This window comes from Parafrankia sp. EUN1f, from assembly GCF_000177675.1.
Classification (GTDB): Bacteria; Actinomycetota; Actinomycetes; order Frankiales; family Frankiaceae; genus Parafrankia.
Window position 1 is genome coordinate 1 of the sequence record NZ_ADGX01000148.1, and the last position, 20,632, is coordinate 20,632.

General features: G+C 72.1%; 16 protein-coding genes and 2 pseudogenes. 7 read left to right on the forward strand and 11 right to left on the reverse strand.

Annotated elements, in window-relative coordinates; genetic code table 11:
- Positions 1-22: 22 nt before the first annotated feature.
- The 4 genes from FREUN1FDRAFT_RS30580 (at position 23) to FREUN1FDRAFT_RS30595 (ending at position 3,404) form a co-directional block, all read left to right on the forward strand.
- On the forward strand, positions 23-1,744 hold the full coding sequence (locus FREUN1FDRAFT_RS30580; RefSeq protein WP_006544185.1) for a nickel-dependent hydrogenase large subunit: 1,722 nt from the start codon (positions 23-25) through the stop codon (positions 1,742-1,744).
- Positions 1,745-1,820: 76 nt separating this feature from the next.
- Positions 1,821-2,540 (forward strand): Ni/Fe-hydrogenase, b-type cytochrome subunit, encoded by a 720-nt coding sequence (gene cybH, locus FREUN1FDRAFT_RS30585; RefSeq protein WP_006544186.1) that lies wholly within the window; start codon positions 1,821-1,823, stop codon positions 2,538-2,540.
- On the forward strand, positions 2,537-3,091 hold the full coding sequence (locus FREUN1FDRAFT_RS30590; protein ID WP_006544187.1) for a HyaD/HybD family hydrogenase maturation endopeptidase: 555 nt from the start codon (positions 2,537-2,539) through the stop codon (positions 3,089-3,091). The genes cybH and FREUN1FDRAFT_RS30590 overlap by 4 nt, the downstream gene beginning before the upstream one ends.
- Complete coding sequence (locus FREUN1FDRAFT_RS30595; protein WP_006544188.1) at positions 3,084-3,404, forward strand: hydrogenase/urease maturation nickel metallochaperone HypA; 321 nt, start codon at positions 3,084-3,086, stop codon at positions 3,402-3,404. Before FREUN1FDRAFT_RS30590 ends, FREUN1FDRAFT_RS30595 begins: the two co-directional genes overlap by 8 nt.
- Positions 3,405-3,624: 220 nt before the next feature.
- On the opposite strand, the pseudogene FREUN1FDRAFT_RS30600 reads toward FREUN1FDRAFT_RS30595, so the two are convergent.
- The 3 genes and pseudogenes from FREUN1FDRAFT_RS30600 to FREUN1FDRAFT_RS30610 all read right to left on the reverse strand — a co-directional run bounded on the left by FREUN1FDRAFT_RS30600 (position 3,625) and on the right by FREUN1FDRAFT_RS30610 (position 7,043).
- Positions 3,625-4,649 (reverse strand): annotated as a pseudogene (locus tag FREUN1FDRAFT_RS30600) (ADP-ribosylglycohydrolase family protein).
- A gap of 74 nt (positions 4,650-4,723) precedes the next feature.
- Positions 4,724-5,746 (reverse strand): alpha/beta fold hydrolase, encoded by a 1,023-nt coding sequence (locus tag FREUN1FDRAFT_RS40285; RefSeq protein WP_006544190.1) that lies wholly within the window; start codon positions 5,744-5,746, stop codon positions 4,724-4,726.
- Between the two features lie 115 nt (positions 5,747-5,861).
- Positions 5,862-7,043 carry an LLM class flavin-dependent oxidoreductase gene (locus tag FREUN1FDRAFT_RS30610; protein ID WP_006544191.1) on the reverse strand — a complete coding sequence of 394 codons (1,182 nt, stop codon included), beginning with the start codon at positions 7,041-7,043 and terminating at the stop codon, positions 5,862-5,864.
- Positions 7,044-7,194: 151 nt separating this feature from the next.
- Between FREUN1FDRAFT_RS30610 and FREUN1FDRAFT_RS30615 the strand changes: the two genes are divergently transcribed.
- Positions 7,195-7,872, forward strand: a complete 678-nt coding sequence (locus FREUN1FDRAFT_RS30615; protein ID WP_006544192.1) for a TetR/AcrR family transcriptional regulator — start codon at positions 7,195-7,197, stop codon at positions 7,870-7,872.
- Positions 7,873-7,902: 30 nt separating this feature from the next.
- Here the strand turns inward: FREUN1FDRAFT_RS30615 and FREUN1FDRAFT_RS30620 are convergent, their stop codons facing one another.
- A complete protein-coding gene (locus FREUN1FDRAFT_RS30620) occupies positions 7,903-9,396 on the reverse strand; it encodes a DHA2 family efflux MFS transporter permease subunit (protein WP_006544193.1) in 1,494 nt (497 codons plus the stop codon).
- Between the two features lie 151 nt (positions 9,397-9,547).
- Entirely contained in the window at positions 9,548-10,255 is a 708-nt protein-coding gene (locus FREUN1FDRAFT_RS30625) for a TetR/AcrR family transcriptional regulator (RefSeq protein ID WP_006544194.1), read from the reverse strand.
- A gap of 140 nt (positions 10,256-10,395) precedes the next feature.
- Between FREUN1FDRAFT_RS30625 and FREUN1FDRAFT_RS30630 the strand changes: the two genes are divergently transcribed.
- Both FREUN1FDRAFT_RS30630 and FREUN1FDRAFT_RS30635 read left to right on the forward strand, forming a co-directional pair.
- Complete coding sequence (locus FREUN1FDRAFT_RS30630; RefSeq protein ID WP_006544195.1) at positions 10,396-12,123, forward strand: amidohydrolase family protein; 1,728 nt, start codon at positions 10,396-10,398, stop codon at positions 12,121-12,123.
- A 40-nt stretch (positions 12,124-12,163) separates the two neighbouring features.
- Entirely contained in the window at positions 12,164-13,381 is a 1,218-nt protein-coding gene (locus FREUN1FDRAFT_RS30635) for an amidohydrolase family protein (RefSeq protein WP_006544196.1), read from the forward strand.
- Between the two features lie 12 nt (positions 13,382-13,393).
- Here the strand turns inward: FREUN1FDRAFT_RS30635 and FREUN1FDRAFT_RS30640 are convergent, their stop codons facing one another.
- From FREUN1FDRAFT_RS30640 to FREUN1FDRAFT_RS30665, 6 genes and pseudogenes are all read right to left on the reverse strand, one after another.
- The gene (locus tag FREUN1FDRAFT_RS30640) at positions 13,394-14,050 is read right to left on the reverse strand and encodes a TetR/AcrR family transcriptional regulator (RefSeq protein WP_006544197.1); all 657 of its coding nucleotides are present in this window, start codon (positions 14,048-14,050) and stop codon (positions 13,394-13,396) included.
- Positions 14,051-14,066: 16 nt separating this feature from the next.
- Positions 14,067-15,086, reverse strand: a complete 1,020-nt coding sequence (locus tag FREUN1FDRAFT_RS30645; RefSeq protein ID WP_006544198.1) for an SDR family NAD(P)-dependent oxidoreductase — start codon at positions 15,084-15,086, stop codon at positions 14,067-14,069.
- 143 nt (positions 15,087-15,229) lie between these two features.
- On the reverse strand, positions 15,230-16,705 hold the full coding sequence (locus tag FREUN1FDRAFT_RS30650) for a hypothetical protein (RefSeq protein ID WP_006544199.1): 1,476 nt from the start codon (positions 16,703-16,705) through the stop codon (positions 15,230-15,232).
- Between the two features lie 90 nt (positions 16,706-16,795).
- Positions 16,796-17,806 (reverse strand): tetratricopeptide repeat protein, encoded by a 1,011-nt coding sequence (locus FREUN1FDRAFT_RS30655; protein ID WP_006544200.1) that lies wholly within the window; start codon positions 17,804-17,806, stop codon positions 16,796-16,798.
- Positions 17,787-20,288 (reverse strand): Hsp70 family protein, encoded by a 2,502-nt coding sequence (locus FREUN1FDRAFT_RS30660; RefSeq protein ID WP_006544201.1) that lies wholly within the window; start codon positions 20,286-20,288, stop codon positions 17,787-17,789. The genes FREUN1FDRAFT_RS30655 and FREUN1FDRAFT_RS30660 overlap by 20 nt, the downstream gene beginning before the upstream one ends.
- Positions 20,285-20,632 (reverse strand): annotated as a pseudogene (locus FREUN1FDRAFT_RS30665) (hypothetical protein); the annotation flags it as partial. The gene FREUN1FDRAFT_RS30660 and the pseudogene FREUN1FDRAFT_RS30665, both read right to left, overlap by 4 nt.

A 20,632-nucleotide genomic window follows, 5' to 3' on the forward strand; every position in this document is an offset into this window, starting at 1 on the left:
GCGAAGAGACGGGCGAAACGAGATGAGTCGGCTTGTCATCGACCCGGTGACCCGGGTGGAGGGCCACCTGCGGGTCGAGGTGCAGGTGGACGGAGGCCAGGTCACCGAGGCGTACGCGTCCTCGACGATGTGGCGGGGAATCGAGACGATCCTGACCGGGCGCGACCCGCGCGACGCCTGGCTGTTCGCGCAGCGGATCTGCGGTGTGTGCACCACGGTGCACGCGCTGGCGTCGGTGCGGGCGGTGGAGGACGCCGTCGGCGCTGTTCCGCCCCGCAACGCCCGGCTGCTGCGGGACATCATCGCCGCGTCACTGTCCGTCCATGACCATGTGGTGCACTTCTACCACCTGCAGGCACTGGACTGGGTCGACCCGACCTCGGCGCTCAAGGCCGACCCGGCGGCCGCCGCGGCGCTCGCTCAGTCGATCTCGGACTACCCGCGGTCGACCGCGGGCCTGTTCGCCGCCGTGCAGACCCGGCTCAGGGCGTTCCTGGCGAGCGGGAAGATCGGCCCGTTCACCAACGGCTACTGGGGGCACCCCGCCTACCGGCTCAGCCCCGAGCTGAACCTGATCGCTTTCAGCCACTACCTCGACGCGCTCGACTTCCAGCGCGACTACGTCCGGGTGCACGCCCTGCTCGGCGGGAAGAACCCGCACCCGCAGACCTACGTGGTCGGCGGAATGGCGTCCCCCATCGACCTGAACAGCCAGGACGCGATCAACGACAACACCCTGCAGGAGATCACCCAGATCCTGCAGCGCGGCGTCGACTTCGTCGAGCAGGTCTTCCTGCCCGACCTGGAGGCGATCGCCGGCGCCTACCCCGAGTGGACGACCTACGGCCGGGGGCTGGGCTCCTACATGGTGTTCGGCGACTACTCGCCGTCCCCGCCGCGCATCGCCCGGCCGCCCCGGGACGGGCTGTTCCCCGGCGGGGTCATCCGCAACGGGAACCTCACCGCGGTGGAGCCGTTCGACCCCTCCGGCATCGCCGAGTCGGTGGCCCACTCGTGGTTCCGCTACGAGAAGTCCGACGCCGCCGGGCTGCCCCCGTGGCTGGGGGAGACCGAGCCGCACTACACCGGCCCGGAGCCGCCGTTCGAGGAGCTGGACGTCGCCGGGAAGTACACGTGGCTGAAGGCGCCGCGCTACCAGGGCATCGCCGTCGAGGTCGGCCCGCTGGCCCGGCTGCTCGTCGGTTACGGCACCGGGGACGCCCGGCTGCGCCCGATCGTCCAGGGGGCGCTGGACCGGCTGCACCTGCCGCCGGAGGCGCTGATGTCGACCCTCGGCCGGGTGCTGGCCCGGGGCCTGGAGACGCAGCTTATGGCGCGGCACGCGCTGGATCTCGTCGCCGAGCTGCGGGACAACGTGGGCGCCGGCGACCTGGCGATCGCCGACACCGGCCGGTGGCGCCCGACATCCTGGCCGGACGGCACCCTGCGCGGCGTCGGCTTCCACGAGGCTCCCCGCGGCGCGCTGTCGCACTGGGTCGTCATCGAGAACGACCGCATCCGCAACTACCAGGCGGTGGTGCCGACCACCTGGAACGCCAGCCCCCGCGACGCCGACGGCAACCCCGGCGCGTATGAGGCCGCGCTGGTCGGCACCCCCGTCGCCGACCCGCACCGGCCGCTGGAGGTGCTGCGGACCCTGCACTCGTTCGACCCGTGCATGGCCTGCGCCGCGCATCTCTACGACGTCGACGGCCGCGACATCATCGAGGTGCGAGTCCAGTGAGCGCCCCCGCCCCACCGGCGTCGGGGCCAAGAAGGCTGTCGGGGCCCCGAAGGCCGGCGAGCATGGCAAGGGCGGCGTGGACGTCGACAGCGCGAGCAGGGCCGAGGCGCCGGAGTTCGTCCGGGTGCGGGTCTGGGACCTGCCCGTCCGGCTGATCCACTGGCTGCTCGTGCTGGACCTCGTCGTCCTGTCCGCCACCGGTTTCCTCATCGGGACCCCGGCCATCGACCCGGGCGGCCACACCTACTGGATGTCGTGGACGAGGAACATCCACAAGGTCACCGCGTACCTCTTCATCGCGCTGATCCTGGGCCGTCTCGTCTGGCACCTGCGCTCGCCGAACCCGTGGTCGCGCTGGACGGAGTGGATTCCCGCCAGCCGGGAGCGGATCGGCCAGATCGTGCCGTCGCTGCGCTTCTACCTGTTCCTCACCCGCGAGGCGCCGCCGGTCGTCGGCCACAACCCGCTCGCCGGCCTCACCTACTGCGTGCTCTACACGATGTTCGGCGTCGAGATCGTCACCGGCGTGGTGCTGTGGGGTGTCGAGGGCAACGGCTGGGCCTCCTGGCTCACCGGCTGGCTGCTTCATGTGGTCCCGCTGCCGACGATCCGGCTCTTCCACCATCTGATCATGTGGCTCACCTGGGGCTTCATGATCCACCACCTCTACAGTGCGATCCTCGTCGACCGGGTGGAGGGCACCGGGGTGCTGAGCTCGATCTTCTCCGGCAACAAGTTCCTGCCGAAGGACCACGCGAAGGACCATGCAAAGAGTGATGTGAAGGACCACGAGTGACGGCGTCGGCCGCTCCCCGTGAGCCCACCTCCGTGGACGTCCTGCGCCAGCCGCCGCCCGACGGCGAGCTGGAGGCGCCCGTCCTGGTGCTCGGCATCGGCAACGAGCTGCTCGGCGACGACGGCGTCGGCGTCGTCGCCGCCCGCCGGATGCAGCAACCGGCGATCCCCGGCGTCGACGTCCTCGACGGCGGGACCCTCGGCCTGATGCTCATGCCCTACCTGGCCGGCCGGCACGCGGTGCTCATCATCGACGCCGTGTCCACCGAGCACGGCCGGCCCGGCGACGTCGTCGTCCTCGCCGACGGGGACGTCCGCCGCGGCCACGGCGTGCGCGCCACCGCCCACGACATCGGCCTCGTCGACGCGCTGGCCGCCACCGAGCTCGCCGGCTGCGCGCCGCGGCACGTCGCGCTGGTGGGCATCGTGCCCGAGTCCATCACCGACCGCTGGGGCCTCAGCGCCCTGATCGACTCACGACTGGACGTCCTGGTCGCGGTCGCCCGTTCCGTTCTGACCACGTGGAAGGTGGAGGTTCCCGGACATGCATGAGGCAGGACTGGCCCGCGCCGCCGTCACCGCCATCATCGAGGCGAGCGAAGGGGCTCCGGTGCGCACCGTGGTCCTCGCCGCGGCCACCGGGGTCGACATCGCCTCGGCCACCGCCGCCTGGCAGGCCGCCGCGGCCGGCACCAGCCTGGAGACCACCGACCTGTGCTGGCAGCGCGCCGCCGACCGGCTGCGCTGCTTCGCCTGCGGGCACGAGTACGACGGCGCCCGGCTCGACCCCTGCACCGCCTGCGGCGGCAACGGCCTCGTCGTCGCCCCGGCCGACGAGCTGGCCGTGATCAGCTGGACGCACTGAGTCTGCCTGGGTGGCTGGGCTGCCGCGCCCGATGCCGTTGTCGCCGCCGTTGTCGTCGAGCAAGTAGTGACGATTTTGGCTGCTGCAACAACCGAAATCGTCGCTTCTTGCGGATGGTCAAGCGACTCTGTGTCCCGGTTGTACCAGCTGGTGAATTGCTGGCGCTGTGCGGCGGCGCGGGATCCCTGGTGGGCCGCCGTGCGGCGGGTGGCCGTGCGGCCTAGACCGGACGCCCTGAGCCGGACACCCGGCGCAGGGCGTGCAGGGCGGGCGCCAGCTCGGCGATCTCCGCCGCGTACTCCAGTCGGTCCGCCCAGCGTTGCGGCACAGCGCTGACACCGTCGCGTGCACCCAGCAGGCCGCCGGCTATGGCTCCGGTGGTGTCGGAGTCGTCGCCACGGTTGACCACGTCGACGAGCAGTTCCTCCAGCGAGGCGGGCTGCTGGATCGCCCAGACGGCGACGGCGAGGGAATGCACGACGTACCCGGTGGTCGCCAGCTCGGTGAGCCCGGTGGTGGCCGGGGTGGCGAGGGCCGCGACAACCTCGCCTGTGCCTGTGCCTGTGCCTGTGCCTGTGCCTGCTGCCGCGCCCGCCGCCTCGTCGGCGCCCATGGCCGCGACGGCGTCGCGCCCGGACCGCAGCGCCGCGCCAACCGGAGCGCCGTCGACCAGCGCCGAGACGATCGCGGTGTAGGCGACACATGCCTGCACGCAGCGCGGATCGGCGTGTGTGACCGCGCTGATCTCGGCCGCCTCCCGGGAGCACAGCGCCGGTTCGGCGCGGGCGAGACCAGTCGCCAGCGCCCGCATGAGGCTGCCGTTGCCAGCGCCGCCGCCCCGGCCGCGGCGGTAGCGGCGGCGCCGGCCGTCAACGGGTCCTCGCCGGTGGCGATGCGACGCAGGGACGCGGCGGTCATACCGCCGATGTCGCGGGGCCGGCCGTCGTACCAGCGCATGACGTGCTCGACGACGGCACCGAGCTGATAGCCGCCGGCGCCGGTGTAGGCCCGGGCGACCGCGATCGTCAGATCGGTGTCGTCGGTGCCCTGGCCGGGCCGCCAGCCGAACGGGCCACCACCCGTGATCTCGGTGTGCACCCCGTGCCGGCGGCGGATCTCGTCCGGGCTCATGAACTCCAGCGTGGCGCCGAGAGCGTCACCGGCGGCCAGCCCGAGCAGCGCACCGTGCACGCGCTCCAGCGCGGTGATGGTCATCGTCGGGACGCTACTCCGTCCGGGGACCATGCCGGAGCGGATCCACCGCAGTGCGGATCCACCGCCGCACGGATCCACCGCAGTGCGGATGCGCCGCGGTTGCGTCAGACCTGGTCGGGAATCGGCCCGGGACGTCCCGGCGGCGGTGTAGCCAGCCGGCCGAAGTGTCCGTCGACGGCGGCGAGCCAGGCCAGCGGGCGGCTGGCGTGCGGGCTGTGGTCGGCGCCGACGATCACGGACAGGCGCGCGGCCGGGATGGCCCGGGCCAGGGCCGCCGCCGACGCGCGCAGCGTCGTGTCGTGCTCGCCGACGATGACCGTCGTCGGGCACTCGATCTCGCCGAGCCGGTCGACCATCGACGGGTACTCGCCGAGTTCCCGGCCGAACGCCACCAGCGCGTCCGGATCCAGCTGGTCGAAACCGGCAAGCTGGCGGTCGGCGACACTGCCGCCGGCCTCGACCGCGTGCGCCGTGTCATCGACGATCGCCAGCCCGCCCGCATTGCCGATGTCCGCATTGCCGATGTCCGCATTGCCCGCGTCCGCATGATCCGCGGCCGGGCTGTCGTCGGCCCAGACGCCAGCGGCCGGGGCGCTGTCAGCCGCCGGCACCGGTTCACGTGCGGCGTGGACGGCACTCGCGACCGTCGCCGCGCCTTCCAGCAACGCCGCGACAACTCGCCGGGTGACGGGGCCGGTCGCGGCGGCCGGTGCGGCGGCCGTGTCGACCAGCACCAGCGAACGCACGCGGTCGGAATGCTCCAGGGCGCACCGCAGAGCGACGACCCCGCCCATCGAATGGCCGACCAGATCGACGGCGGTCAGGCCGAGCGCGTCCAGCAGCGCGACGAGGTCGGCGAGCAGCAGGTCGAACGTGTAGGACGAACGCCCGTCGGCACGGTCGCTGGCGCCATGACCGCGCTGGTCGTAGGCGATCACCCGGCGGGTCGTGGCGAGGTCCGGCGCGACCCGCGCCCAGTCGGCGGTCGTCCCCGCGATGCCGTGAACGAGCACGACCGGTGGGCCGTCCGCGTGGAGCGTGGCCGGGCGCAGATCCTCGACGTGCAACTCGACCCCGGCCGCCACCTCGACGCGCCGTACCACCGGATCGATCGCCGGCTCGACCATCCGGGCACCTCCCGACCAGTCCCGCCGTCCGTTGCCGCGGACGTGGTCGGCGGCGCGCGGCCACCAGCGGTCGTCCTGACCATCCCATGATGGCAGGTGAGAGGGCGCGGGTGCCTCAGCCGGTGGGCTGGGCTCGCCACTGCGCGGCGAGCAGCTCGTAGGACCGTCGCCGGTCCGCCTCGTCGAAGGTCGTGGTCACGACCAGCAGCTCGTCGGCGAGGTAGCGTTCCTGAATCGCACGCAGGCCCGCGGCGACGTCGGGCGCCGTTCCCACCAGGCGTGACCGTCCCAGGTCCGCGACCAGCTCACGATCCTGTGGTGACCACTGGTGGGCCGCGGCGTCTTCGGGCGAGGGGAAGGGCGCGGGCTGCCCGATGCGGTTCGCCAGGCTCCACAGGTCGTGCCCCACCGCGGCGAGCCGAGCGGACTCGTCGTCACGGCCGACGACGACGTCAGCCGTGACGATGACGTACGGCTGCGCGAGCGTCGCCGACGGCCGGAACGCCTTCCGATAGGCAGCCACGGAGTCCGCCGTCGTCGACGGACTTGCGTGGTAGTTCGTCGCATAGGGCAGGCCGAGCTGGCCGGCGACCTCGGCGCTCTCCCCGGCGGTGCGCCCGAGTATCCAGATCTGGATGTCCGGCCGGTGGCCCGGGACGGCGTCGACTGCCAGCCGCCCGGCGCGATAGGTGCCGTCGAACAGGGTCAGGACGTCAAGTACCTGGTCGAGGTAGTCGGCGCCGTTGAGTGGGTTGCGGGGCAGCAGTAACCGGTGCAGGGCGAAGAGGTCGGAGCTGCGCAGGCGGGGATACGGCGCCGGCGGCTCGGTGGGTTCGGTGGCGTCGGCGGGTGCCTGCCTGTCCGGTGGCTGCCCGTCGGCGGTGTCGTTCGACCGGGTGTCGGGCGTGGCCGCGGGCGGGTGCCAGCCAGCCCGGCCGAGCCCCAGGTCGAGCCGGCTCGGATGGAGCGCGTCGAGCAGGCCCCACTCCTCCGCGACGGACAGTGCGGTGCGGTGGCCGAGCTGGAGTGAGCCGGAGCCGACCCGGAGGTGCGTGGTGGCCTCGGCGATCAGCGCGGTCAGCAGCGTCGCGGAAAGCCCGGCTGTGCTCGGGCTCAGGTGATGTTCGGTGACCCAGTACCGCCGGTAGCCGAGCCGGTCGGCGAGTCGGGCGAGGTCAACACTGTTGCGCAGGGTGGCCGCGATGCTGGCGCCCGCGGTCACGGGGACGAGGTCGAGCACGCCCAGGGGCACGTCGCCGGCGCGCGGTTGGGGAGGGTGGGGGTCCGAGCCGTCCACGTGAGGTTGACCTCGATCCATAGTAATGAACTTATTGGTTCAACAAAATTTACCATCAACGACCATACTGGTGAAGAAACGCGGGGGGTACACCGAGCCGACGGCGCCCTCGTGGGATCGTTCGCCGGGCTCATCCGGGTAAGGTGGCCAGGTGGGCAGGGCGAAGGTCGCGGATGCGGCTGGAGGTGCCAGCGTCCGGGGGAGGATCGACAAGCGGCAGGCGATCCTCGACGCCGCCTTCGTCGTCTTCGCGCGCGAGGGCTACGCCCAGGCCAGCATCGACCTGATCGCCGCCGAGGCGGGCGTGGCCAAGCCGACGATCTACAACCATCTGGCCGGCAAGGAGAACCTCTTCCGGCACGCGATGGCGGCGGCGGCGGACCGGAGTACCGCCAGGACCCTCGCGGCCGTCAGCCGGCTCACCGCAGATGCCCCCGACCTGCATCTCGCCTTCGTCGACGTCGGCCGCGCGCTGCTGGACTGTTACTGCTCGGCGGACTCCTGGGCCCTGCGCCGCCTGTTGCACGCCGAGATCGTCCGCTTCCCGGACCTGTTCGACCTGGTCGGAGCGAGCGGGCCGGGGCAGGTGGCCCAGGCTGTGGCGGATCGGCTGGCCCGGCTCGCGCTCGCCGGCAGGCTGCGGCTGACGGACCCGGTCGAGGCGGGTGAACAGTTCGTCGCGCTGCTCACCGGCCCCGTCGCCGGTCGCAGCGCGCTGGGCACCCTGCCGTTCGACGACGTCCAGCGGCAGGCGGCGGCCCACAGCGCCACCGTCACCTTCCTGCGGGCCTTCGGCGCCGAGCCGAGCGAGCCGGTGGGTGGGGCGTAGAGCCGGTCGCGCGGCGGGACGCTGCCGCGTTCAGGTCGTGGGGAACACCGGCTCCGGGTGGGCGGGGGTCGTCGCGGCGGTGTCCCCGTCCGCACCCGCACCCGCAGGTGCGGGGCGGCCGGGCAGCAGGAAGCCGGCGGCGAACACGATGAGCCCGGCGGCGACGGGCCACCAGAACGCGTTGCCGAAGGAGCTGACCGTGGGCAGGGCGTGCGCCCCGCCGCCCTGCAGGATGAGCGCGACCACCGCCACTCCCAACGATGCGCCGATCTGGTTAAGGATGAACACCGCGCCGGTCGCGCCGGCGACTGCGTCCAGCGGGACGGTGCGGTACACCGAGCCCATCGTGGGCGCGCCGACCAGACCGAGACCGAGACCGACGGCGAACTGGGCCGGTGTCAGCAGCGCCTGCGAGGTGCCCGCGTCGGACCGGGTGAACGCCAGCGCGCCCAGGGCGACCAGCAGCGCGCCGGTGGGGACGAGCAGCCGGGCCCCGATGCGGTCGGCGAGGTTGCCGGCGAGCGGCATGCCGATCATTGCGCCGACACCGAGCGGGGCGACCAGCAGGCCGGAGGCCAGCACCGTGTGCCCGTGTACCTGCTGGTAGTACAGCGGGAGCAGGAACAGCAGCGCGAACAGGCCGCCGCCGACGAGGAACATGATGGTGACGCTGGCGGTGAAGCCCCTGCTCACGAACAGCCGCAGGTCGAGCAGCGGGGTGGCTGCCGTGCGCAGGGCGTGGGCGACGTAGCCGGCGAACAGCGCGGCGCCGAGCAGCAGGCCGACCAGCACGGGGGCGCCGCGGAAACCGTCGCTGCCCGCGCGGGACAGCGCGAACACGATCGCGGCGAAGCCGGGGCACAGCAGGAGCACACCGAGCGTGTCGAGGGGCGCGGCCGCGTCGCCGCGCGGCGGATCGGCGGGCAGCACCAGGACGGCGAGCACGATCGCGGCCACCGCGAACGGGACGTTCACGAGGAACATCCACTGCCAGGACAGGTTCTCCAGCAGCAGGCCGCCGACGATCGGCCCCAGCACCGGCCCGAGCGTGATCGGGATGGAGATCAGGCCCATCACCCGCCCGATGCGTGCCGGGCCGGCCGCGCCGGCGACCACCGTCATCATGATCGGGTCGATGGTTCCGCCGCCGAGGCCCTGCAGGATGCGGAACGCGATCAGGCTCGGTGCGTTCCAGGCCACCGCGCACAGCACCGAGCCGGCGAGGAACAGCGACAGGCCGAGCAGCCACATCCGCCGGGCCCCGAACCGCGCCATCGCCCAGCCGGTGAGCGGGATGGCGAGGGCCACCGCGAGCAGGTAGCCGGTGGTGACCCATTCGATCGTGCCCAGGGAGGCGTCGAACTCCCCGGCCAGGGTGCTGATGCCTACGTTGACGATCGTCGCGTCGAGGTAGGACAACATCGCGCCAAGCACCATCACCCCGACCAGGATCAGCAGGGCCGAGTCCAGCCGCGGCGGCCCGTCTGCCGCCGGGTTCGGCGCCACCGTCGAAGTGCCGGTCATCGAGTCCCCCGCTGAAATTGACCGTATTCTAAATTGAAACCCATCGGTTCAAACTGATGGGTTGAACGGTAACACGCGGGCATGGCGACAGAAGGGTGAGGTGCTACCTGGGCGGTGCGCCCTTCCGTCCCCTATGGGTGGCGTCGGCGCGTCAGGAACCGCTCGGATCCGCTGGGCGCGGGTTCGCGAAGATCGAGGTGATCCAGACCTGGCAGGCCTCGCGGGCCTGACTCGTGTCGATCAGGCCCGCGTCGACGAGGAGGCTGGCCGCGAGGCCGCGCACCAGCCCCTGCAGCAGGATCGCGCCGGTGGCCGGGTCGAGGTCGGCCCGGACCGAGCCGTCGCGCTGGCCCTGCTCGATCAGCATGGCCCAGCCGTCGCGGCTGCGCCGGTCCGCGTCGGTCATGCCCCGCACCGAGGCCTCGGTCGGGAAGGTCGCTCCCCACATGACGATCAGGGCGCGGTCGGCGCTGGTGGGGTTCTCGAACCGCTCGATGTACGTGTCGACCGTCGTGCGCAGCAGGTCGAGGCCGGGAGTGTCGGCGACCCGGCGCCCGTCCCGGGTCGCCGCGGCCACCATCGCGTCGTCGATGTGGTTCTGGGCCCGCTGCGCGAGCCGGGCGACCAGCTCGTCCTTCGAGCCGAAGTAGTGGTTCGGCAGGCCCCGGCTGGTCCCGGCGCGGCTGCCGATCCGGGCCAGCGACGCGCCTTCCACGCCGCGCTCGGCGACGAGGTCCGCGGCCGCGTCGAGCAGGGCCTCCTCGGACTCGTTGCGCCGTTCGACCTGCGTCCGCCGGGGCTCGACCTGGCTCCGACGCAGCTGGACCTGCGTCCGCCGCCGAGGGGTGGCCGAATTCATGAACGGCAGCGTACTTGTCCGTTGTCTGAACGTCGCCGTTCCACGCGACACTTGTTGAACGCTCAGCAAGGATGTTAGCTTGCTCGGACCTGGTGGGCGGTTCCCGGGGAGATCCCGGGGTGGTTGGTGGAGGCGCGAAGATGGCCTTATACGACATCGTGATCAAAGGTGGCACCGTCATCGACGGGCTGCGCACGCCTCGCTACCGGGCCGATGTCGCGATCAGGGATGGCCGGATCGCCCAGATCGGGGTCATCAGCGCCACCGACGGCGCCGAGGTTGTCGACGCCACCGGCAAGATCGTCGCCCCGGGTATCGTCGACATCCACACCCACTACGACTCCCAGCTCTTCTGGGACCCATGGGCGACCATGTCGGGCTGGCACGGCGTCACCACCGTGCTGATCGGGAACTGCGGCTTCGGCTTCGCGCCCTGCCGGCCCGAGGACCAGGACCGCACCATGCTCAGCCTCTCCCGCAACGAGGCGGTGCCGGTCAGGACCATGCGTGCCGGGATGCCCTGGGACTGGGTCACCTACCCCGAGTTCCTCGACAGCATCGACCGGACGCCCAAGGGCGTGAACGTGATGTCGCTGGTGCCCCTGGCGCCGCTGTACACGTACGTCGTCGGGGTCGACAAGGCCAAGGAGCTGCGGGCGTCCGACGACGAGCTGGACCGGATGTGCCAGCTCCTGCTCGAGGGGATGGAGGCCGGCGGCTGCGGCTGGAGCTCGCAGATCGCCGGTGACCTGTTCAACGTCCAGCTCGACTACGACGGCACGCCCATGGTCACCGACATGATGACCGAGCGTGAGGTCACCGCCTTCTCCCGGGCGCTGCGCCGCATCGGCCGGGGCACCACGCAGATCACCGGCCAGCTCGAGACCGCGGCGCTCATCGCCCGCGAGAGCGGCCGCCCGATCATCTGGAACGCGCTGGCGCCCACCGGCTCGGTGAACCAGCACGGCGAGTCGCAGTTCCCCCACCTGGCCACCATCGCCCGGCTCAACGAGCTGAACGAGTCCGAGGGCCTGAGGGTCTTCGCCTCGGCGCAGATCGTGCGCTTCCAGTCCGAGATCGTCCTGGAGAACTACAACCTCATGGACATCTTCCCGGCCTGGAAGGAGGCCGGGCTCGGCACCCTCGAGGAGAAGATCGCCAAGTTCGCCGACCCGGCGCGTCGGCCGGCCCTGCGCGCGGCCGTCGATGAGCTGGGCGGCGGCTTCGGGGCCGCCGGCTACCCGCTGGCGGAGATCACGGTGAACTGGATCACCAGCGACGCCCGGGACGCACTGGCGCTCAAGGAGCGCTACGAGGGCTTCACCATCGGCGAGATCGCGGCCCGGGAGGGCAAGCACCTGGCCGACGCCATGCTCGACATCGCCGTCGCCGGAGATCTCAACGTGGGCTTCGGCACCACGATGATCGACATGGACACCCAGGCCGTCCGGGAGGTGGCGTCCTGCGCGGTGGCACTGCCCGGCATCAGCGACGGCGGCGCGCACACCAAGTTCGTCACCACCGCCCGGTTCGGCACCGAGCTGCTCGGCCACTGGGTCCGCGAGCACGAGATCATGTCGCTGGAGGAGGCGCACTGGCGGCTGTCCGCCTACCCCGCCATGGCCGTCGGGCTGCGCGACCGCGGGTCGATCGCCGAGGGCCGCCCGGCCGACGTCATCGTCTACGACCCCGACACCGTCGACGCGCTGCCACAGGAGCGGCTGTTCGACTACCCGGCCGGCGAATGGCGGCTGGTGCAGAAGGCCGTCGGCTACGACCGGATCATCGTGAACGGCCGCACGACCTTCGTCGACGGAGTCTGCACGGACGAGACCCCCGGCCGCCTGCTGCGGCACGGCAGCGCCTGACGACAGAGCAGACGAAAGCGCACGAGAGGCGACAGACAGGATGACAGAGTCAGGCGCGCGAATTCCGCGGCTGTTCGACGCGGACAACCACTACTGGGAGACGTCCGACGCGTTCACGCGCCACCGCGACCCGCGGTTCGCCGACCGCGGCGTCCAGATCAGGGAAGTCGACGGGGCGCTGCGCTACCTGGTCGACGGAGTGCGGACCGAATGGCTGCCCGGCCCGGCCGATGTGCACCCACGGCCGCTTCCCGGGGCGTTCCTGGAGTACTTCCAGGGCGGCACCAGCCGGGACGTCTTCCTGGCCGGTTTCACCGAGAGCGCCGCGGACCATCCGGACTGGTTCGAACGCGATGCCCGGCTGGCCGTGATGGATACCCAGGGTGTCGAGTCCACCTGGATGTTCCCGTCGCAGGGGGTGGTGATCGAGCCGCTGTTGCACACCGACCCGGAGGCGGCGATCGAGTGCTACCGCGCCTTCAACCGGTGGGTCGAGGAACAGTGGGGATTCGCCTACCGGGATCGCATCTTCGGCGTTCCGTACATCACCATGTGCGACCCGGACGAGACGGTGCGGGAGCTGCGGTGGTGCCTCGACCACGGCGCCGGGGTGGTGAACATCCGCCACGGCGCCGCCGTCACCCGCGACGGTAACCGGTCACCAGCCGACCCGATGTTCGACCGGTTCTGGCATCTCGCCGCGGAGGCGGGCATCGTCGTCGCCACCCACGACGGCTCGGACGAGACCTACAGCCGGGTCAACGAGCTGATGGGCGAGGCATGGGGTGAGGCGCACATGGCCGGCATCGCGCCCGGTGACACGCAGCGCCTCGGCCAGTCGTCGACCTTCTCCGGGCTCACCAAGCACCGGACGGTCCACGACTTCGCCTACGTCCTGGTGGCGCACCGGCTATTCGAGCGATTCCCGAAGCTGAAGGTCGCGTTCATCGAGAACGGCTGCGCCTGGGTGCCGTCACTGCTGCTCGCGCTCGACTACCTGGCACACGGCGGCGGATTCACGACCAGCCCGCGGGACCAGTTCATCGAGCACTGCTGGGTGGCGCCGTTCGTCGAGGAGGACGTCCACGACCTGGCGAAGTTCCTGCCGGTGGAGCGGATCCTGTTCGGTTCCGACTGGCCCCACGGCGAGGGTTTCCCGGCGCCGAAGGACTTCCTCGCCAACGTCGCCGGCTTCACCGCCGCCGAACAGCAGCGAATCATGTACGACAACGCGCGGGAGCTCACCTTCGGGCGCTGAGCGGATCTGGGCTCACGAGTTCGGGCCGCGCAGCGACTGCCAGACCCGCTCGGGCAGGAGCTCGGCCGCGACGGCGAGGTCGCTGCGCGTACCCGCACCGGCACCCGCACCCGTCTGCGTGCCCGTGCCCGTGCCCGCGCTCGTGTTCGTGGTCAGCCAACGGCGGGAGAACTCGGCGGGCGGGCCGATCAGCAGCATCTCGATCAGGAGGTCCGGCAGGTCCACGATCCGCCCGGTGCTCGTGTGCGGGCGCAGCCAGGCCAGCAGGCGGTCGATGCGCACGGCCTTGCCGCGGGCGAGGAGCTCGGCCTGTTCGGGTGTCCTCGGCGCGAATCCGGAAAGGTGGATGACGCGGGCGGCCGCCGGCTCGTCGTGAACGAAACCGAGGTAACCGGTGACGGCGGCACGGATGCCGGCTGCCGCGCTGTCGGCCTGCTCGACGGCGGGCACGAGGCGGTCGAGCAGCCGCATCATGCAGCGTTCGTAAAGCGCGGCCGCCAGGCCGTCGAAGGTGCCGAAGTGGTGGTAGAGGCTGCCGAGGCTGACCCCGCTCGCCGAGGTGACCGCGGTGACGGTGAATCCGCCCGCGCCTCGGCTCGCGAACACGTCGAGCGCCGCGGTGAGCAGGCGTTCGACGGTTTCCTCACCGCGCGGTTGTCTGGGTGCCATGGCGGGCCCGAGGATCTCACATGGCTGCCGGGTACGCCGATGGGTCGTCGCGGACCCCGGTCAGCTCCGCGGCCTGCACCCACAGTCGCCGGGCGAGCTCGGTGTCGTCGAGGGGCGGCGCCAGCGGCGTCTCCCGGTCGATCTCGAAGTAACGCCCGGTGGCAGCGTCGAGGCCCGGCCCGCCGCTGACGACGGGCGCGGCGTCAGCGCCGGCCTCCGCGTCGAGCGCCAGCCGGGTGACGGGGGGTGCCGCCTGCTCCACCGGGGTCCAGAACCGTTTCGCCGCCTTCAGGAGAAGGCCGAGCGGGCCGCGTCGGTCGCCGAGCCCGGTGCGGATGACGCCCGGGTGCACGGCGTTGATCCGGATGCCGGTGCCCGCGTCCTGCCAGCGGCGGGCGAACAGCGCGACCAGCGCCAGGTTGCAGGCCTTGGTGGTGGCGTAGGTGCGGATCGGGTGGAAGTCCTCGCCCCGCGGGGTCCGGTCGAGGTCGATCCGTGCCTTCACATAGAGACCGGCGCTGACCTGGACCACCCGCGCGCGGCTGGTGGCGAGGCGCTCCTGGAGCAGATGGTTGAGCAGGAACGGCGCGAGATGGTTGGTGGCGAACGCCTGCTCCAGCCCGTCGGCGTTCAGGGTGCGGGCGGCGGGCCAGATCCCCGCGTTGTGGATCAGGATCTCCAGGGTCGGGCAGGCATCCAGCACCGCGGCTGCCGTGGCGCGCACCCCGGCGACGTCCGACAGATCGCCGACGACCAGGCCGACCCTGGGTAGCTCCGCGTCGCCCCCGGCCCGGGCCCCGTCGCCCCCGGCCCGGGCCCCGGCGCCGCTGGTGTCCCCGGTGCCGCGGGCGCTCTGGGCCCTCCAGCCGGCGTCGAGCCGAGCCCGGGCCTGTTCGCCGCGCCCGGGATCGCGGGCGACGAGAACCACCCGCACGCCGGCGTGCAGGAGCTGGCTCGCCACCGCGAGGCCGATTCCGCGGTTGCCGCCGGTCACCACGGCGGTGGCCGTGAACGCTGCCGCTTCGTTGTCGCGCATGGTGGGACGCTAACAAGATCTAGAATATTTTCTAGAAAAATATTCTAGTAAATGGTCTCCAAGCACCGATGGCCGCCGCCACGGCCCTGGAAGCGGGGCGGTGGCGGGGCGGACCGGCACCGGAGCTGGCGGTCCGGCCTGGCTCAGGGGCTGATCAGTGGTCTGAACGCGGCCTGGATGTCGCCGTCGGACGGGCTGACGTACTCCTGCGTGTCGCCGGGATAGACGTACACGACGCTCGGGCAGCTCGTTCCGCTGATCTCCACGCGGGTGTCGTTGATGAGCTGGCCGGTCCGCAGGTCGTAGACGCGCACCGGCACCGCCTTCCGGTGGAACGTGATGTTCCCGCCAGGCGTGTAGGGACAGGTCCGAACAGCGCCGCCGAGCTCGGTGTCGCCGGCGCAGATGACCCGGGTCGCGTCATTCACGTCGGTGGTCCGCCATTCCCCGGGGAGCTTGTCGATGTAGTCGGAGGCGCCGAAGATCATGGCGCGCCCGGGCCCGCCGGTGCGGGCGGTCAGGTAGGGCGCCGGCGACGAGCAGTACGCGGGCAGGCTGCCACTGGTCCGCGGGACCAGGGACGCGCGGACCTGGTCCAGATTCCGCTGCAGGTTCTCCAGCGCGATGGCCTTGTCGATCTGCGCGACCTTCTCCCGGGCCTGCCCGGCGAGCTCGTGGTTCGGGTACTGGTCGACCAGCGTCTGGTAGGTCGTTCGGGCGCCCGCCCGGTCCCGGGCCGCCTTGTCGTCGCCGCATTCGAGCAGCGCCGCGGGGGCCAGCCGGCGAACGACCTCGGCCGCCCTGCCCGCCGACTGCTTGTCGGGCAGGTCGGTGGCCAGCCAGTCCAGGACGCTTACGGTGACGCACGGATCCCTGGTTGGCAGGCCGTCGAAGAACTGGTCCACGGCCGTCTGGACCATGCCCTGGTAGTCCGGTGACTGCGCGCGGATACCAACGAGTTCCTCGAAGCCGGCCTCCAGCATCTCCACCGAGCTCGACCCGGGGGTGCGCCCGGTGGTGAGCTTGGCGGAGGTGAGGCGTACCGTCGCGCACGCCGTGACCATGTCCTCGCCGTCGGAGCCGGGTGAGATGGCGACCATCCGGTGCGCCGGTGACACCCGGTCGACCGCGGCCTCCACCCGCCCGCAGTCGCTGGCCTGACGGCCCTCGGCGACCTCGTTGTCGATCCGCTCGACGTCGAGCCGCAGGAAGACCGCCGTCAGCAGCACCGGCAGCGCGGCCCCGAGGGCGACCGACCGCAGTCGCCACGACCGGCGTGGTCGCGGCCCGCCAGGCCCGGGCTCCGGCCCGGACCCGTCGGGTCCCTCCTCGCGCCGGCGCCCACGCGGCCATCCGCCGGCCAGGTACCAGCCGTGCGCGACGAGCGCCAGCCACCAGCCGAGCAGGACGAACGCGAACCACAGCACCTGCGCCGACGAGGCGAAGATGATGACCAGCTCGGCCGTGACCAGCGTGGTGACGACGGCGAGGTTCCGGCGGCCCAGCATCAGGTAACCACCGCCGAGCAGCGCCGCGTTGGCCAGCGCCACGGCGACCGGGTCGTGGGACCTTTCCGCCGGGGCCGGCGCCGGGGCGGGCGTCGGCTTGGCCTGAGGCATGGGTGGACGTCCTTTCTGCGTTTCTGTGCTCTTCGGTGTCTGCTGCTCTTCGGTGTCTCGTGACCTCAGGCGTCGGGTGTCGCGGTCGCCTCAGGCCGGTGGGGTGATGCGCAGAATCACCGTTCGGTTGCGGGGGTCACCGGTGGCGCCGTCGGTGTAGGGCGCGACCGCGGTGTCCGCCGCGGAGATCGTGAGGGCGGCGGCCGGGACGCCGGACTCGCGCAGGGCCAGCGCTGCGGCGGTGGCGCGAGCCCGCCGCAGCGCGGCGTTGTCGGCGAACGGGCCGCCGGCGCGGACTGGCAGACCGTCGCTCTGCCCGACGATCTCGACGCCGAGGCCAGGTATGGCCGCAAGCCGCGCCCCCAGCCCGGTGAGTGCCGTGCGGCCCTGCGGCCCGAGGCTGTCGCCAGCGGTGAAAAGCGGGTCGTGGAAGACGACGACCACCTGGCTGCCTGCCCTGATGACGTCGGCCTCCGGGCCGGTGAGGCTCGCGGCCAGCGCTCCCACCGGGCCCATCGGCGCGGCGCCCGTCACGGTGGTGACGGCTATGGGCACCGGGGAGGGTACGACCGCGGCTGTGGAGTCCGCGGAGGGCGCGGAGTCGTTCTGCTCGTGGCTGAGCCACCAGCCGCCGCCGAAGGCGAGCACGACCAGCAGCCCGGCGGCGACGCCGTCGCGCAGCCGGTTGCCGGCGCGGCGGCCGCGCAGGCGCTCCAGGCGGTGCAGCCCCGCGACCGCGCCGCCGGCCGCGCCGTCCAGGGCGAGCGCGGCCCGCCAGTGGCGCTCGGCGTCGTCGAGGCGGCCCTGCTGCGCGTGGATCCGCGCGAGCAGGTCGTGTTCCGCAGCGGTGTGGTCACGGCCGGCCGTCAGCTCCGTGAGCAGCCGTACGGCGTCGGCATACCGGCCGGATCGCGCCAGCGCGGCGGCCTGCCCACGCATGATCTCGCCGAGGAGAACGGCCGGTTCCGCGACGGACATGCCCCCGCCGGCACCACCTGCGGCCACGGCACGGCCAGCCACGGCACGGCCGGCCACGGCGTCGGTGGCGATGGTGTCCGTGGTGATGGCGTCGGCGGGCAGGTCAGCGGCTCTTGTAGACATTGCTGAAGTCCTCGCTCTCGGATCCCCGGTCGCTGTCCGGAAGCAGCTCGAGGAGCTGGCGGATCACCGCCCGGAGCCGTTCGGTGTCGTTGGCGTCGACGGCGCGCTGCCCCTCGGTGATCAGGCGGTTGGCCAGTGCCTGGTCGCGCAGCTGGGCGCGTCGCTCGACCAGCTGGGAGAACCTGGCCATCACCACGGCGCCCGTCTTGCGGTCGACCATGATGGCCAGGTGGGCGGTCAGCTCGTCGACGAGAATCCGAAGGTGGGCGGCGTCCCGGCCGTCCAGCGCGCGGCGCACCTCGGCGGCGATCCGCTCGTGCCGCTTGCGGTCCTTGGCGTCGCCGTACTCCTCGATCAGGCCGGGGGCATCGGCCAGCACCCGGTTCGCCAGCTCCACCAGGGACGGCCACTCCAGCGCGTGCTCGACGTCGTCGAGCTTCGCCCGAAGGTCCAGCATGCGCTTGCCTGCGGTGCTCGCCGCGTCCGTGTCGCCGTGCTCGGTGGACGCCACGTCGTTCTCGATCTGGTCGACGACCTGCTCGTCGTCCAGTGCGTCGAGGATGGCCTGTGCTGCCGGGTCGCCGGTGCGCCGGGCGTCGGAGCGCAGGTCGGCCAGCCGTCGCCGCTCGGCCTCCAGCGCTCGGCGAAGCTCGGCCGGGTCCGGGGCGCGCTCGGTGGTCAGGTCGTGGACCGTCTCGAAGTCCTCCTCGAGGATCGGGACGAAGGCCCTGGTGGTCACGAGCCGGGATCCGTCGATCTCGATATCCACCTCGATCTCGCTGTTGGGCGGGATGTCCCGCGCCACCTCGGCGGCGAGGATCTCCAGTGAGCCCACCTGCCGGTTGCGGTCGGCCCGGGCGTGCTCGCCCTCCAGGATCGGGATCCGCAACAGGCCACCCGACTGGCCGCGGACCAGTCGCACGGTGCTGCGCAGGATCTCGTGGCCGCGGGCCGGGATCCGGGTGCCCTTCTCCAGCAGCCAGGCGACCTCGTTGCCGGACAGACCCACCCCGATCGAGTGGGTGAGGGTGGCGGCCGGCGCGACGACACCGAGGGTGTAGGTCAGCTCCGAGGGCTGGATCCGCTCCCCGCTGCCGGTCGGGCCCTCCAGCACGATGCTGTAGACGTTGCGCCGCTCGGGCTCGGCGCGCAGCGTGGTGACGAACGAGCCGGTGGCCGGAAGCGTGATCTTCCCGCTGCGCCACGGCGGGCGGGCGTCGGCGTTGACGAGCTCGATGGTGAAGCCCTCCAGGCTCCGCCCGGCCGGCCCCCGGACGACCCCGCCCACCAGCGGCGTCGGGTCGGAGCCGATCGGCTTGTACTCGAGGTCGACGGTGAAGGAGACGTCGGGGCGCGTCGGTCCGACCGGCAGGCGCTGCGTTCCGGCGAAGATGGCCGCCCCGCGGGCCACCACGGTCATCGGGTCCTGGCTGACGTCCAGCTCGATGCCGAGGCCCTCGGCGAGGCGCCGGCGCAGGTACGGCATGAGGGTGGGGCCGCCGACGAGCAGCACCCGGTCGATCTTCTCCGGCGCGAGCTGGCTCTCGGCCAGCGCGGCGTGGCAGATGTTGACCGCACGGGCGACGAAGGGCTCGGTCAGTGCCTCGACGTCCGCGGCGTGCAGCTCGTGGACGAACTCGACCGGGTTCCCGTCCGCGTCGGTGCACAGCGGCGGCTCGCTGATGTCGATCAGTGCCGAGGGTGCGGAGGAGAGCTCGATCTTCGCGTTCTCCGCCGCCGCCTTCAGCTTCGCGATCGCCTGGGCCCAGGTCGGCTCACCACGGCCGAAGCCGGGCAGCGAGTGCTGCCGGAGCAGGGCCGGAATCAGCAGCTGCTCGACGATGGCCCAGTCGATGAGCTTTCCGCCGAGGAAGTTGTCACCGCGGTGGTTGACGATGTCGAACTCGCCGTCACGGATATGCACGATGGACGCGTCGAACGTGCCGCCGCCCAGGTCGAAGACGAGTCGGTAGATGTTGTCCTCGTCGCGCTGGAAGCTGTAGGCGAGGGCGGCCGCGGTCGGTTCCTGCAACAGCGGTGACAGCTCCAGGCCGGCCGCCTCGGCGGCCCGCCGGGTGGCGTCGGTCTGGTTCAGCTCGAACGCGGCCGGCACCGTGATGACCGCGGCCCGGATCTCCTCGCCCAGCTGCTGCGTCACGTTCGCCCGCAGCGCGCGCAGCACATGCGCGGAAAGCTCCTCCGGGCTCAGCGCGAGGCCGCTGTTGGCGAAGCTCTTCGCCTGGTCGCGCAGCCCCATCCGCAGCTTGAACTCGGCGGCGGCGTTCGCCGGGTCGGACTCGACGCGCTCACGTGCCCGGGCACCCACATGAATGCGCCCGGTGCGGTCGGCGAACACCGCCGACGGTGTCGTGTCGTGCCCGAAGGCGTTCTTGACGATGCGGGCGTCGGTGCCGTCCAGGACCGCGATCGCGCTGTTGGTGGTGCCCAGGTCTATGCCGAAGTCCATCGTCGAGCGCGTCATCGTTCCTCCGGTCCGCTGGAAGGTTCCTCAACAGGGGTGCCGACGACGACCTCACCGGTCTGCACCCGCTGGCCGTGCAGATAGACGGTGGGCCGCAGGGTTTCCAGGACGGTCTCGCCGGTCAGCCCGGCGGTCCGTTGGAACTCCAGGACCTGCAGGTCGAGCCCGGAGTCGTACGGGACGCGGTCGTGGTCCTGGACCTCGACACCCGCCGCGCCGAGGGTGCTCCACAGGGAGTCGAGCTGCCGTTGCAGCCGGCGGGTGTCCGCCGCCCGGGCCCCCACCGGACCGGCGTCGGCCCGCACCGCCGACCCGGCACCGGCCGCGGCACCGGCCGCGGCCGC